We start from the raw sequence: 14,564 nt of genomic DNA, 5'->3' as shown, positions 1-14,564 counted from the left end.
TCTTATGGAGTTGGAAGTTAAGCTCGGTTTTTCGGATAAGAAGAGTCTGACGAATTTCATGTCGTCGGACCGTTTCCTTAAGTACTGTCCCGAGCCCGAAAAAGCTTCCACATCACTTCTCGAAAACTCTTATCTCGATACGGCCGGTCTTACCGTAACAAAGAGAAGCGGCATGATCAGGGTAAGACATTATTCTTCAGATGATGACGACCGCTATGAATTCACGGTCAAGTACGGCGGCGGGATCTCAGCAGGGCTTCACAGACGTTATGAATGGAACGTTGACAGCGATAACGGTGTTTTTTCCATCGAAGAATTCAAAAAGGAAGCTGTATCTGAAAACGATGATTCCTCCGAACTCCTTGAAGAAGCATTTAAAGGTGTTAAAGACGGGGATCTCAGTGTAATCTGCTCGAATACTTTTACCAGGACTGTTTATACGCTGGTGTTCGGCAAAAGTACAGTTGAAGCCTGCTTTGACAGCGGTTTCATAACTGGAAGCAGCGGAACTGTCGCCGAAGAGATATGCGAACTCGAACTCGAATTGAAAGAAGGCAACATAAACGATATCAAAGCGCTTTCCGCAATTGTTATCGCGGAAGCCGACTGCGCACCTCTTGATAAGACAAAATACGGCAGGACACTGGCTTTGGCTATGGGGAACGGGGAAAACTGATGAAGAGCAATGTTTACGAATGCGTTATCATTGGCGGCGGAGCAGCGGGAATGTTCTGCGCGTCAAAACTGGCAAAATCTTTCTATCACGGTAAGAAGATCATGATCATCGAGTCCGGACCGAGAGTCGGACGGAAACTTGCGCTTACCGGAAGCGGAAGATGCAATCTTTCAAATTCCGATATCGATCCGGCGAAATACAATACTGACGATCCCGATAAACTCGCAGCCTGCCTTGAACGGTATGGTGAGACCGACACATGCGATTTTTTTGAGAATATCCTGGGCGTAGTGCTCGAGCAGAAGGGGTCTCTTATCTATCCGTCGACATATAAGAGTTCCACGGTCGTTGACGCGCTGAGATTCTATCTTGCCGACAACAACGTTGAGACCGCTTTGAAGGAACGCGTTAAGTCAGTCACCGAATCCAACCACATTTTCGAGATAAAAACGGAATCAAACAAGAAGTTCCTGGCTAAGAACATCGTCATCGCGACCGGCGGCATCACTTATCCTTCGACCGGCGCAAACGGCGATGCAGCGGGTATCCTGGAAGACCTTGTTGACGATTCATATTTCGTTCCTTTCAAGCCTGCGCTTACGTCTCTCACATCTGACATCTCCGGGATCAAAGGCCTTGCCGGGATAAGATGCAGGGGAGAAGTCAAGATCATTGATCACAAGGGCGAAGTCAAGGCGAAGTCTGAAGGCGAGATACTCTTCACCAAGGAAGGCGGTATCTCCGGTATCTGTGTAATGGATGTGTCCGATGTTGTTGTAAGGATGCTGGATAACGGCGAGGAAGATATTAAAGCCGTTCTGAACCTTACCGGTAAATCTGCGGGCGAGATATTCCAGATGATATATATCAGACGTCAGATGTATGCTCACCGCACATGCGCTGATGCCCTTTCCGGAATGCTGCTTCGTGGTATCACGGATTTCGTAATGAAGAAGATGGGCTTGAAGTGTGACAAGATGACATTAAGGGAACTGAACGATCAGCAGATAGCAGAACTCTCTAATCTCCTGTGTGCTTTCCCCGTCCCGGTAAAGGGATACGGCGATGTTGACAAGGCACAGGTGTCGTCAGGCGGATTCAAGCTCTTAAGACTTGATGACTCCATGCAGGTCAAGGATTTGCCCGGACTTTACATCATCGGAGAATCCGTTAACGTCAACGGTATCTGCGGAGGTTATAACCTGCAGTGGGCATGGACATCGGCGGCTCTTGCGGCAGAGGGGATATCCCGTAATGTTTGAGATAGCGGTAAGACCGGAAATATTCTCAGATAAAGTACAAAAAAAGACTCCTGATCCCGTCATCATCGTCAGGTATATAAAAAAGCACGGCAATAAGGCAATGAGGCAGGGGCTTCAGCGCCTTGAAGACGGTACTGCGTTACTTGATATCTCCAGGAAATTCATTGATGCCAGACACGGCAAAGTGACCGTCAATTACAGGTTTGATTTCATATCACCGGAGAAAAAGGAAGAGATCGAAAAAGAGGTCTTTGCAAATGCAATGCCTTATAAAGATGATTTTGAAAACACGGAACATTTCATGCGTCCGGTTGTTGTCGGAACGGGTCCTTCCGGACTTTATGCAGCGCTTATCCTCGCTAAGTACGGCTTGCGCCCGATAGTTCTTGAGCGCGGCGCAGAGATGGAACAGAGGATAAAGGATACCGAAGCTTTCAAAGAAGGAAAAGGGAAGATCCTTTCATCATCAAATATCCAATTCGGTGAAGGCGGTGCGGGCACATTCTCTGACGGGAAACTCTATTCAGGGATCAGTTCCGGTCTTAAGGACTTCGTGCTGAGGTCCCTTATCATTCACGGTGCGCCTTCAGACATCTTATACGATTCTCATCCCCATATCGGTACTGACAGGCTCAGAAAGGTCGTTACGGGCGTAAGAAAGGATATAGAATCGCTCGGCGGCGAAGTCAGGTTCAACACCACTTTTCTGGGATATGGCACCGAGAATGGTGCATTAAAGAACATTACTGTTCAGGACAGCACCGGGACATACGAGATCCCGTGCAATTCACTCATACTTGCAATAGGACATTCGAGCAGGGACACCTTCAGGGCGTTGAACAGGCTGGGACTCGAAATGCAGTCTAAGCCTTTCTCCGTAGGTGTCAGGATTGAACATCTCAGGTCTTCCATAGACATGTCCCAGTTCGGCTTCGATTCAGAATATTCACCTGATGTCACACCTGCGATATATAAGCTCTCATGTGATACCTCAACAGGCCGGAAACTCTATACATTCTGCATGTGTCCCGGCGGTGAAGTGGTTGCTGCCCAGTCTGACGGCCAGAGCATATGCACTAACGGCATGAGCTTCCGCGCAAGAGACATGGAAAACTCGAACAGTGCGATACTGGTCCCGGTCGATTCCAAAGACTACGGTGACGGCGTGCTCGACGGCGTAAAGTTCCAGGAAATGCTCGAGAACCTGGCTTTTATCGCCGGAGGAAGCAACGGAAATGCACCCGCTGTCAGATACGGCGATCTTATGGCGGACAGGACAACGGAAGATTTCGGCAGCGTAAAGCCTTCTTACAGACCTGGTGTTACCGGCGCCGATCTGTCTCAGGTATTTCCTGAAGAGATACTTGATACGATAAAGGAAGGTGTCGCGCTTATGGGCAGAAAGATCAAGGGGTTTGACGATCCCGATTCCGTTCTTACCGCAGTCGAAGCCAGAAGCTCTTCACCCGTAAGGCTTGTAAGAGATCCTGAGACCTGCCAGAGCATTAATGTCAAAGGCATATTTCCGTGCGGAGAAGGTGCAGGTTATGCCGGAGGCATCATGTCTTCGGCCATCGACGGTATAAAATGCGCCAATAAACTTGCCGTTTCTTTGCTCGATTCCTTAAAAGCAATATAATTAAGGCTGATTGAGTTATTATAGCTTCAGATATCAATTCTCTTTTTATAAGGAGGTTCCGCATATGAACAACGAAAAGAACACTGCTGTCGTTACAGTACTCGGCAGAGACCGCGTAGGCATCATAGCTGATGTTTCGAGGCTTCTTGCAGATTACGGTATCAACATCAAGGATATCTCGCAGACGATACTCGACGATATCTTTACGATGGTAATGATGGTTGACCTGAAGGATGTCGTTATCGAGGAATCCGACATTTCGGAAAAACTCGCAGAACTCGGTCAGAAGCTCGGCGTGCAGATCACGATCCAGCACACAGGCCTTTTCAATGCTATGCACACAATCTGATCTTTAATATTTCGAGAGGTTAATATGATCAACGATCACGAGATTATAGAGACGATGCAGATGTTCAACGACCAGCATCTCGACATCCGTACGATAACCATGGGCATATCACTCATGGACTGTGCCGCTCCGACCGTCGAAGAATCCTGCAACAGGATATACGACAAGATCTGCAGATATGCCGGAAGACTTGTCGAGACGGGCGAACTCATAAGCAAGAAATACGGCATTCCGATTATCCATAAGAGGATCTCTGTTACGCCGATATCGATAGTCGCTTCCGCCTGCGGAGCAAAGGACTACACGCCTTTCGCCCAGGTGCTCGATAAAGCGGCAAGGACATGTGGCGTCAACTTCATCGGCGGTTTTTCTGCTCTTGTCCAGAAGGGATACACAAATTCGGATAAGGTGCTTATCAATTCCATTCCTGATGCTCTTGCCGCAACCGAATTCGTATGTTCTTCGGTAAATGTCGCATCAACGAGAACAGGCATCAATATGGATGCCGTCCGTGACATGGGCGTCATCATCAAAAAGACAGCTGAAGCCACAAAGGATAACGGCGCCATCGGATGCGCAAAGCTCGTTGTCTTCGCTAATGCTCCTGAGGACAATCCGTTCATGGCCGGAGCTTTCTTAGGACCCGGAGAACCCGAATGCGTTATAAACGTAGGCATTTCAGGCCCCGGCGTCGTAAAACATGCGCTGGAAGGCGTTAAGGGAAAAGACCTTGGCGTCGTTGCAGAGACGATAAAGAAAGCCGCATTCAAGATAACCAGAGTAGGTGAGCTCGTTGCAAGGGAAGCATCAGAGAGACTTAAGGTGCCTTTCGGCATCATAGACCTTTCCCTTGCGCCGACACCTGCAGTAGGCGACTCGGTTGCACGACTTCTCGAGGAATTCGGTCTTGAAACATGCGGAACATGGGGCACGACGGCAGCGCTCGCCATGCTCAACGATGCGGTTAAAAAGGGCGGCATCATGGCATCCTCATATGTAGGCGGTCTCTCTGGCGCTTTCATTCCCGTATCTGAGGATGAGGGTATGATCGCAGCTGCAACGTCCGGCTCGTTAAAGCTCGAAAAACTCGAAGCCATGACCTGCGTATGTTCTGTCGGCCTGGACATGATCGCCATTCCGGGCGATACGACAGCCGAGACGATCTCCGGCATTATCGCGGATGAGATGGCTGTAGGAACATTCAATAACAAGACAACGGCTGTAAGGCTTATTCCTGTTCCCGGCAAGACCGTGGGAGACAGCGTGGAGTTCGGCGGACTTTTGGGAACCGCGCCCATCATGGATGTAAACCGTGCATCATGTGCGGAGTTCATCCAAAGAGGCGGAAGGATCCCGGCGCCGATCCATTCAATGCGCAACTGATCTTTTATGGGCAGACGCAAAGCGGTGATCCCGGAAGAAACTGAAGAGCTCGCTGAACAGAGCGTGCTTTCTGATGAGGAAGCACCGAAAAAGTCAAAGGCCAAAAGGTTTTGGGATTACGTAAACGACTATAAGCGCAAGACGGTAGCACTTACCCTGCCTTCGATTGCTTTCGACATAGTGTATTCCGGTTTCTGTTTCACTATGTCGCTCCTGTCCAGGTCTTTGTGGCTGTTCATAATGTCTATCTACTATTTTCTCCTGTGCATGCTCAGAGTCAACGTGCTCTACAGAGCGGGTAGGGGAGCGGTATTTAAGAGCAGAAGGTTTTCCGAGCGCGTCAATTACAGGAAGTTCTCGAGAAATCTCATCCTGCTCGATGTCGTTTTCGCTTATGCGGTGTATCTGATAGTTAAGATAAACATCATCCACGACTATCCGGGAATACTCGTATACGGATTCGCGATATATGTCTTCTATAAAGTAACGCTTGCGGTAATTAACCTGTTTAAAGCACACAGGGCAAAATCGCTTACAGCGCTGTCTTTGAGGAAGATCGGCATAGTCGAAGCAATGGTATCGACGCTTGCACTCGAGTGGGCACTGTCTCACAGGGACGAAGGCCATATTTCAGATCTTGCGAGATTATTGGAAAAATATGCGGGAATCGCAGTTGCACTGATAATATTCATCATGGGATTTGCAGGCTTTATCACCTGCATAAAGATGAAAGCTAAAGAAAAGAAAGAAAAGAAAGAAGGAAAAGCATAAATGTGGTTTGAAGAAGCGGTATTTTATCAGATCTATCCGTTGGGGTTTTGCGGAGCTCCCTTTGAGAATGACGGGGTTCCGGAATCCAGGATCCTTAAGGTGTTGGACTGGATCCCTCACATGAAGAAACTCGGTATTAACGCCATCTATTTCTCGCCCGTGTTCGAATCTGACACACACGGATACAACACCAGGGATTACGGACTTATCGATACGAGACTCGGTACTAACGAAGACTTCAAAAAGGTCGTTGACGAACTCCATAAAGAGGGAATAAAGGTTGTACTTGACGGTGTGTTCAACCATGTCGGAAGAGGCTTTTGGGCTTTTAAGGATGTTCAGGAAAAGAAGTGGGATTCGCCCTACAAGGATTGGTTCCATCTCTCTTTCGACGGCAATTCGAACTATAACGACGGCTTCTGGTACGAAGGCTGGGAAGGCAATTACGATCTCGTAAAGCTCAATCTCAGAAACCCCGCCGTCATCGACCACATCTTGGACAAGGTCAATTACTGGATCGATTATTTCGACATCGACGGATTAAGACTTGACGTTGCATACTGCCTCGACCGTGAATTCTTAAGAAGACTCCGTGAGTTCACTGACGGCAAAAAGAGTGAATTCTTCCTCCTGGGTGAAGTCCTTCACGGAGAATACGGCAGGATGCTGAACGAGATGCATCTGCATTCACTTACAAACTATCAGTGCTACAAAGGCATCTATTCGTCTTTTAATTCGAGCAATATGTTCGAGATCATGCATTCACTGATGAGACTTTTCGGTCCTGAGGACTGGACGGTATGCAGAGGTGCGCATCTGCTCTCATTTGCCGATAATCACGATGTCACGCGTATCGCGTCCATCCTTAACGATGAGAGATGCCTGCCGCTCGTATATACGCTTGTTTTCACTATGCCCGGAATCCCATGTGTATACTACGGATCCGAGTGGGGTGCAAAAGCCAGAAAGGAAGAAGGCGATCCTGCATTAAGAGCCTGCTTTGAAAAGCCTGAATGGAACGGTCTGTCCGATCACATCGCCAGACTCTCTGAAGCAAAGAAAAACTCGAGAGCACTCAATTACGGCGGATTAAGGATTGTCGTGCTCACAAACAAGCAGTGCATTTTCGAGCGCAACTGCGGCGATGAGAGAGTAATGGTTGCGATCAACATGGATTCAAATCCTTATACGGCTCACTTCGACGCCGGCTGCGGACAGGCAAAAGAACTTATCTCCGGCACTATCCATGACTTCGGCGGAGGTTCGACACTGCAGCCTTATTCATCAGAGATCTGGCTTATGGAGAGATAAGCATGCATCACAACTTCCTTTTCGATCTTGATCAGACATTGCTCGATTTTCACGCATCTGAATACATTGGTCTAAGAACCGTCGTCAATGACAACGGCTATGAGTTCAATGACGAACTTTACGGTGTTTTCAAGAAGCGGAATAAAGAACTCTGGCTTGATCTCGAAAAGGGAATCATAAGCAGGGAAGAACTGTTCAAGATGAGGTTCGGGTATCTGTTTGATCTTTGCGGTGCCGATACCGGAAAACTCGATCTTTTAAAGATCAATGACGACTTCATCAGGGCAATGGCCCAAAACGGCGTCGTCATGAAAGGTGCTATGGAGATGCTCGCTAAATTGAAGGAAAACATCCCTGACGCACGGATCTATATCGTCTCTAACGGTGTCGCTTTTAACGCAAACGGCAGGATAAATTCAACCGGGATGGACAGGTTCCTTGATGACGTTTTCGTCAGTGAAACGATAGGTGCCATAAAGCCATATACCGAATTCTTCGATCATGTTATCGGAAAGATCGGCGAGCCCGAAAGTTCATGCATCGTTATCGGTGATTCGCTTACATCCGATATGCTCGGCGCTCAGAACGCAGGTATCGATTCGTGCTGGTTCATGCCGGAAGGCGATATCGATGCCGCCGTCAAAAAGTACAACATCCGGTACACTGCTTCTGATTTTGAAGAGCTTTACGATGTGCTGAAGAACTGGGCATCTACGGTCTGATCAATTGATATCCGGGTTTTGAATATGAGCAAAAAGATATCCACGAAAACCAAAGTGCTTCTGATCGTACCGTCGGTCATAGTACTGCTCATAGCCGCTATATGGATAATCTCGATAAGTATCTATAACAGCATATTTAAGAAACGCTGCGAGTCATATGGTCCCCAAATGCTCAGGGTTGAAGACTTTGAAGGTCTTGAGAGGACAAGATATCATTTCGTGTCGGATAAAGGGCAGATGCTTACAGGCTATTTGTACAGCGCGTGTGAAGATCCTGATGCGATCATCGTATTTGCTCACGGTTACGGTGGAGGCGGTCACAACTCCTACATGAACTGCATAGACTATTTTGCTCAAAACGGATTTCTGGTCTTCGCATACGATGCTACAGGCAACGATGAGAGTCAGGGTCAGGGCGCCGGCGGCGTTCCCCAGGGCGTTATAGATCTTGATCACGCGATATCTTTTGTCGAAAACAGCGGTTATTTCCCTGAACTGCCTGTATGTCTTTTCGGGCACAGCTGGGGCGGATACAGCGTAAGCGCAGTGCTCACGTACCATCCTGAGGTAAAGGCTGTCATAGAATGCTGCGGTCCAAACAGTTCTGCCGATCTAGTCGAGAGCGGCGGCCTTACCATGGTCGGCCCCGCCGTATATGTCATGATGCCTTTTGTAAGACTGCATGAATACATCAGCTACGGTAAATATGCAACAAATACCGCCATGGACGGATTTGCAAACAGTGATGCTCGCGTCATGATCGTCCACAGCGCCGATGATAACACTATCCGGATTAGATACGGCTACGATATCTATTACGAAAAGTATAAGGATGATCCGAGATTCGAATTCATAAGGTTTGAGTCTAGAGGTCATAACAGCATATTCTTAGATCCCGATAACAATTATTCAGATGAATTCAATGCTGAATACAGTCACAGGATCGATGAAGAACTGTTTGCCGGGTTTGTGGATTTTTATTACGAAAGCCTTTGATCAGGGGAGGAGATCTTAATGGGTGATCAGTCTGCGCTCATCAAACCTGAAAGGAATTCTTCTCTGGAGCTCCTGAGGATCCTGGCGATGCTCGGGATCGTCATTCTTCACTATAATAATGACAGTTTTGGCGGTGCTCTGTTATATGTCCATTACGCAAGCGTCAACAGATACTACCTTATCCTGACTGAATGTATCAGCGTATGCTCGATCGATCTGTTTATCATGATCTCCGCATACTTCCTTTCAGCAACGAACAAGAGAAGATTATCCAAAGCAGTTGAACTATTTGTACAGGTGATACTTATCAGGTTTGCCGTGTATCTGATCCGGACTATTGCCGCCGGACGCAGCATTACCTTGATCGGGTTTATCCGTAATATATCTACGGTTTATTATTTTGTTTTTCTTTATTCCGCGCTATATCTTTTCTCGCCATTGATCAATCATCTGTTTGAAAGATTCGATGAGAAAAAGTGGGATATCATGCTTCTCATAGTTATACTCGGCTTTGCCGGCTGGTCATTTGCTGTGAATTATTCAGAAGACTTTATAAGAAACCTGCATCCTGTATATGGAAACAAGATCCTGTATGTGATCCAGTACGGCTGTACCATGTTTAACTTCCTCACAGTTTATTTCTTCGGGTCATGTATCCGTGCAACAAAGATAAAACCCGGCCTGAAAAAGTCATTATTATATTCAGTGATAATGATAACGATGCTGATTATTTTTACGCTTGTCAGTCTCAAAATAGGTTTCGGTCTTTCGATATGGAACTATAACTTTCTTTGGGTCACTTTCAGTTCTGCGGCTGTATTGCTACTGTTCCTGAATATCGATATCAGGAGCAAAGTCATCAATGAACTTGCAAAAGGAGCTTTTACCTGTTTCATTATTCAGGTTTATTTATTGGATTTTTTCTCTGTATATGAATATGCAAACAAGTCATACTATGTGCTGGCCATTCATCAGTTTATAACTGCGGGCGCTATTTATCTCATATCGTATGCAGTATATAAAGTGTATTCATTATGCACAGGCTGGCTGTTCAAAAAGATATCTCCTTTAATCGACAGACTGGATATCAGTTTATAACAATCCCGGCGGTTCATTGTGATGGAGCGAAGGAATCATCGATTTACAAAAAAGGCGTTCCCATCAAACAGGAACGCCTCTGTGATCGAATATATTAAATCTCAGGATAAGCTGTCCAGATAAGCCTTAACCGTCTCGGGTGCCGGGCCTCCGACAAGGCTCCTTCCTTCAACACATGTCTTAAGCGAGATCTCATCGTAGACGTCAACTTCAAACGCGGGAGAGAATTCCCTGAGCTTATCGAGCGGTACGTCGAGCAGAGAGATGTTATTCTCGATGCAGTAGTGTACGAGCTTGCCTGATATCGCGTGAGTCTCACGGAAGGGAAGGCCTTTCTTTACGAGATAGTCAGCGAGGTCCGTAGCATTTGTGAATCCGCCCAAAGCAGCCTTTTCCATGTTGTCCTTGCGGATCGTCATTGTCTTGATCATACCGGTGAATGGAGGAAGCACGGCCTTTACGGTCTCGATGCAGTCGAACATCGCTTCCTGAACTTCCTGCATGTCCTTGTTGTATGTGAGAGGGAGTCCTTTCATTATTACGAGCAGCGAGATAAGGTCGCCGTATACACGTCCGGTCTTGCCTCTCGTAAGTTCAGCAACATCGGGATTCTTCTTCTGGGGCATCATGGAAGAACCTGTGGAATAAGCGTCATCAAGTTCATAGAACTTAAACTCCTGTGAAGCGTAGAGGATTATCTCTTCACTCATCCTGGATAAGTGCATCATGAGTATTGAGCATGCAGAAGCGAACTCGATGGCGAAATCCCTGTCGGCAACACCGTCGAGCGAGCAGAGCGTAACGCCGTTCATTCCGAGTGCATCAGCAACTGCGGGACGGTCCAAAGGATATGTGGTTCCTGCAAGCGCACCGCTTCCGAGAGGAGAGACGTTTGCCCTGTCCTTAGCCTCGTTGATCCTGTCGATGTCTCGCTTGAACATCTCGATGTATGCCGTGAGATAGTGAGCATATGTGATGGGCTGCGCTCTCTGAAGGTGAGTGTATCCAGGCATGTATGTCGTAAGATTATCCTTGGCTATGTCTATAAGCGTATCAAGGAGCGTGTCGAGGAGCTCGATTATCTCGCCGGCCTCGTCAACGAGATAGAGGCGCTGGTCAAGTGCAACCTGGTCATTTCTGGAACGTCCGGTGTGCAGACGCTTTCCTGCGTCACCGATCCTGTTCGTGAGTTCCTCTTCGATGAACATGTGGATGTCTTCGGCATCAGAATCAAAAGTAAGCTTGCCGGATTCGATATCTTCCTTGATGGAAAGAAGTCCGCTCTTGATGTCTTCCGCATCTTTTTCAGATATAACGCCCTGCTTTGCGAGCATCTGGGAATGAGCTATAGAACCTTCGATATCCTGACTGTACATCTTGCAGTCAAAGGGAAGGGAAGAGTTGTAATCGTTTACTTCCTTGTCGGTTGCTTTTTCGAAGCGTCCGGCCCACATTTTCTTAGCCATATATTTACTCCTTTACGTAATCAGGATCTATCCTGACGAGTTCGGCAAGCGCTTTGTTCCTGTAGTTCAGATCCTCACGGAGAGTGAATCCCTGAGCTTCCCAGAATCTGTTGCCGCCTTCATTCTTTTTGAAAGCAACGAGAAGGACCTTGTTGATTCCTTCATCCTTGAGAGCATCCAGTCCGAGATCAACGAGCTTGGAGCCGATGCCGTATCTTCTGAAGTCAGGGGATACGCATGCATGCTGGATGATGCCGCGCCTGCCGTCATGACCACATAATAACACACCGACTATCTTTTCATCGCAAACGGCAACGAAAGAAGTCGTGGGATTACGCTTAAGGTATTTTTCGATTCCTTCTCTTGAATCGTCCTTGTCGTTAAGGCCGTTGCCGCACTCGATCCAGAGTGCGTATGCCTGATCGTAATCATCAATCGTCATTAGTCTGTATTGGATGTCCATGGTGAGTCTCCTTTAACTTCATTCTCAAACTATTTGCAATGCCGAAAAACAAAAGGGCTGCCTCCGCATAAGAGACAGCCCTGTAAGTTCAGATCAATTATCAGAGCAAACCGTTCTTCTGCTTCATCTTTGCATTGACTTTCATGGGGAGACCGAAGCAGTTGATGAATCCGCCTGCATCAGCCTGGTTGTAAACGTCATCAGCCTCGAAAGTAGCGATCTCGGGATCGTAGAGGGAGAAGGGTGATGTTGTGCCTGCAGGAGTGCAGTTGCCCTTGTAGAGCTTCATCTTGACTTCACCTGTAACAACTTCCTGTGTCTTGTCTACGAAAGCTGAAAGAGCTTCTCTAAGAGGGTGGAACCACTGACCGTAGTATACGAGTTCGGAGAACTTCTGTGCTACGAGATCCTTGTAGTGGATCGTGTCACGCTCAACTGTCAGGAGCTCCAATTCTCTGTGAGCTGCGAAAAGGAGTGTTCCGCCGGGAGTCTCATAAACGCCGCGGCTCTTCATACCTACGAGACGGTTCTCAACGATGTCTGCGATACCTACGCCGTTAGCTGCAGCAACCTTGTTGCAGTATCTCAAAAGGTCAGCAGGAGAGAGCTTCTGTCCGTCAACTTCTACGGGGATACCCTTCTCGAACTTGATCGTTACATATGTAGGTGTATCAGGTGCCTTCTCGGGAGATACCATGAGCTCAAGGATCTTGTCGAGGTTAGGCTCATTGGCGGGATCCTCAAGATCCATACCTTCGTGAGAAAGGTGCCAGAGGTTCTCATCCTTGGAATAGTTGTTCTCTTTTGTAACAGGAACATCGATGCCGCGTGCCTGAGCGTAGTCGATCTCTTCGTCACGTGACTTGATATCCCAGATCCTCCAGGGAGCGAGGATCTTCATGTCAGGATCAAGAGCCTTGATGGAGAGCTCGAATCTTACCTGGTCGTTACCCTTACCGGTGCAGCCGTGAACGATAGTTGTGCAGCCGTTCTCGTGAGCAGCTTCAACGAAGTGCTTAGCGATGACAGGACGTGCCATGGATGTGCCGAGGAGGTATTTGCCCTCGTAAACTGCATTAGCCTTGAGAGTAGGGAAGACGAAGTCAGAAACGAACTCCTCTGAAATGTCTTCGATGATGCACTTGATAGCTCCGCACTTAAGTGCCTTCTTCTCGAGATAGTCGTGATCGACGCCTACGCCGACCTCACCGCAGTAAGCAACTACTTCGCAGTCGTAGTGCTCGAGAAGCCACGGGATGATGATAGAAGTATCAAGTCCGCCTGAATAAGCCAGTAAGAATTTTTCTTTTGCCATAAGGCACCTCCGATTTATGAATATTTATGCAAAGTTCTGTATAAACTTGACATATCATACACTTGCTTCGAGAACAAGTCAACAACAAGATTTTAATAACGCTCCCTAATAAAAACAAGCAAGAAAAATTGAATATTTTTTGTGCATGTTTTCGTTCACTGTGTTTTGTAAAAAATTGCAAGTTTGTATACAATCATATGTGGCGTTATGCGCCTTGAATAATTCTCTGGGAGATCGAAGATAAATGGCGTACCCGTTGATGGAACATCTGAGCGGCCGCGGCTTTCTTTATTGCGGAAAATATTACAGGGTAAGCTCGGAACTGACCGAATCTCTCCAAAAACCCGTAGACATCAGGATCTATTATGAGACCATCAGAGTAAAGGAAGGAATACTTCTTTTTGCTGAGGATCATCTGGCAAGGCTCGTCAATTCCGTTAAGGGATTGGAAAACTTCCCGGTAGACACATCCAGGATACTGACCGAAGCATACAGCTTCATCGATCTTGAAGGCGTCAAGGACGGTTCGATAAGAATTGTTCTTACCAAAGAAAGTCTTCTCATTCATATTGCAGACATAGCCATTCCCGGGAGTGAACTTTTCGAAAAGGGCATAAATACGAGTCTCCTCAATTGGGAGCGCAAGACTCCCAACCTCAAGATATTCAGGGGTGATTATAAGACACGCGTGAATGAAAAGTTCAGGGAGGAAAACTCACACGGTCTTCCTTTCGAACTCGTGCTCTCCGATAATGAAGGCAGGCTCTATGAAGGTTCCATGTCTAATCTTTTTGTAATAAGAGACGGTCAGGTATATTCCGCGCCTGATGAAAAGATTCTTATAGGTATTACAAGGAAGAGGGTTATGGAGGCTTTGAAGCGTTCCGGGCTGGAACTTAAGACCGGAATGTTCAGGCCTGAAGAACTCGACACTTCAAAGGATGCGATCTTTGTCAGCAGCACTCCTTTTGACATCCTGCCTGTTAGGTATATAGATGATTACGAATTTGCATCTGCGGACAATGAAGTCCTTAAGATGATCTCGAAGATGTATCTCGGTTATACATCTGAATATATAGACGCCAACAAGCGTGCTTTGAACAGATAACTATT

14 protein-coding genes are annotated in these 14,564 nt (G+C 47.1%); 11 read left to right on the top strand and 3 right to left on the bottom strand.

The features are described from left to right. The first annotated feature begins 4 nt into the window (after positions 1 to 4). The 10 genes from BO18_RS01325 (at position 5) to BO18_RS01280 (ending at position 10,207) form a co-directional block, all read left to right on the top strand. Positions 5 to 676, top strand: a complete 672-nt coding sequence (locus tag BO18_RS01325; RefSeq protein WP_034442618.1) for a CYTH domain-containing protein — start codon at positions 5 to 7, stop codon at positions 674 to 676. After that, a complete protein-coding gene (locus tag BO18_RS01320) occupies positions 676 to 1,938 on the top strand; it encodes an aminoacetone oxidase family FAD-binding enzyme (protein ID WP_034442615.1) in 1,263 nt (420 codons plus the stop codon). Before BO18_RS01325 ends, BO18_RS01320 begins: the two co-directional genes overlap by 1 nt. After that, a complete protein-coding gene (locus BO18_RS01315; RefSeq protein ID WP_051688411.1) occupies positions 1,931 to 3,577 on the top strand; it encodes an NAD(P)/FAD-dependent oxidoreductase in 1,647 nt (548 codons plus the stop codon). The genes BO18_RS01320 and BO18_RS01315 overlap by 8 nt, the downstream gene beginning before the upstream one ends. A 64-nt stretch (positions 3,578 to 3,641) precedes the next feature. After that, a complete protein-coding gene (locus tag BO18_RS01310) occupies positions 3,642 to 3,926 on the top strand; it encodes an ACT domain-containing protein (protein ID WP_034442612.1) in 285 nt (94 codons plus the stop codon). 24 nt (positions 3,927 to 3,950) lie between these two features. After that, positions 3,951 to 5,309, top strand: a complete 1,359-nt coding sequence (locus BO18_RS01305; protein WP_034442610.1) for a PFL family protein — start codon at positions 3,951 to 3,953, stop codon at positions 5,307 to 5,309. Positions 5,310 to 5,315: 6 nt separating this feature from the next. Further along, positions 5,316 to 6,080, top strand: coding sequence for a hypothetical protein (locus BO18_RS01300; protein WP_034442608.1), 765 nt, complete (start codon positions 5,316 to 5,318; stop codon positions 6,078 to 6,080). Beyond that, positions 6,081 to 7,391, top strand: coding sequence for an alpha-amylase family glycosyl hydrolase (locus BO18_RS01295; protein ID WP_034442605.1), 1,311 nt, complete (start codon positions 6,081 to 6,083; stop codon positions 7,389 to 7,391). A 2-nt stretch (positions 7,392 to 7,393) separates the two neighbouring features. Continuing rightward, positions 7,394 to 8,113, top strand: a complete 720-nt coding sequence (locus BO18_RS01290; protein ID WP_034442602.1) for a YjjG family noncanonical pyrimidine nucleotidase — start codon at positions 7,394 to 7,396, stop codon at positions 8,111 to 8,113. A gap of 24 nt (positions 8,114 to 8,137) precedes the next feature. Then, positions 8,138 to 9,109 carry an alpha/beta hydrolase family protein gene (locus BO18_RS01285; protein ID WP_034442597.1) on the top strand — a complete coding sequence of 324 codons (972 nt, stop codon included), beginning with the start codon at positions 8,138 to 8,140 and terminating at the stop codon, positions 9,107 to 9,109. Positions 9,110 to 9,127: 18 nt separating this feature from the next. Continuing rightward, positions 9,128 to 10,207: an acyltransferase family protein gene (locus BO18_RS01280; protein WP_034442594.1), complete on the top strand. Its 1,080-nt coding sequence runs from the start codon at positions 9,128 to 9,130 to the stop codon at positions 10,205 to 10,207. A 101-nt stretch (positions 10,208 to 10,308) separates the two neighbouring features. Here BO18_RS01280 and argH read toward each other — a convergent pair whose 3' ends face one another. The 3 genes from argH to BO18_RS01265 form a co-directional block, all read right to left on the bottom strand. After that, positions 10,309 to 11,673, bottom strand: coding sequence for an argininosuccinate lyase (argH, locus tag BO18_RS01275; protein WP_034442591.1), 1,365 nt, complete (start codon positions 11,671 to 11,673; stop codon positions 10,309 to 10,311). Positions 11,674 to 11,677: 4 nt separating this feature from the next. Next, positions 11,678 to 12,136 (bottom strand): GNAT family N-acetyltransferase, encoded by a 459-nt coding sequence (locus BO18_RS01270; RefSeq protein ID WP_207643564.1) that lies wholly within the window; start codon positions 12,134 to 12,136, stop codon positions 11,678 to 11,680. Between the two features lie 100 nt (positions 12,137 to 12,236). After that, entirely contained in the window at positions 12,237 to 13,451 is a 1,215-nt protein-coding gene (locus BO18_RS01265) for an argininosuccinate synthase (protein WP_034442588.1), read from the bottom strand. Positions 13,452 to 13,695: 244 nt separating this feature from the next. Here BO18_RS01265 and BO18_RS01260 point away from each other — a divergent pair, with 244 nt between their 5' ends. After that, positions 13,696 to 14,559, top strand: a complete 864-nt coding sequence (locus tag BO18_RS01260) for an aminotransferase class IV (RefSeq protein WP_034442585.1) — start codon at positions 13,696 to 13,698, stop codon at positions 14,557 to 14,559. Positions 14,560 to 14,564 lie beyond the last annotated feature (5 nt).

The sequence above is a fragment of the Butyrivibrio sp. AE2032 genome (assembly GCF_000702965.1).
This window is presented reverse-complemented; position numbering and strand designations above follow the sequence as displayed.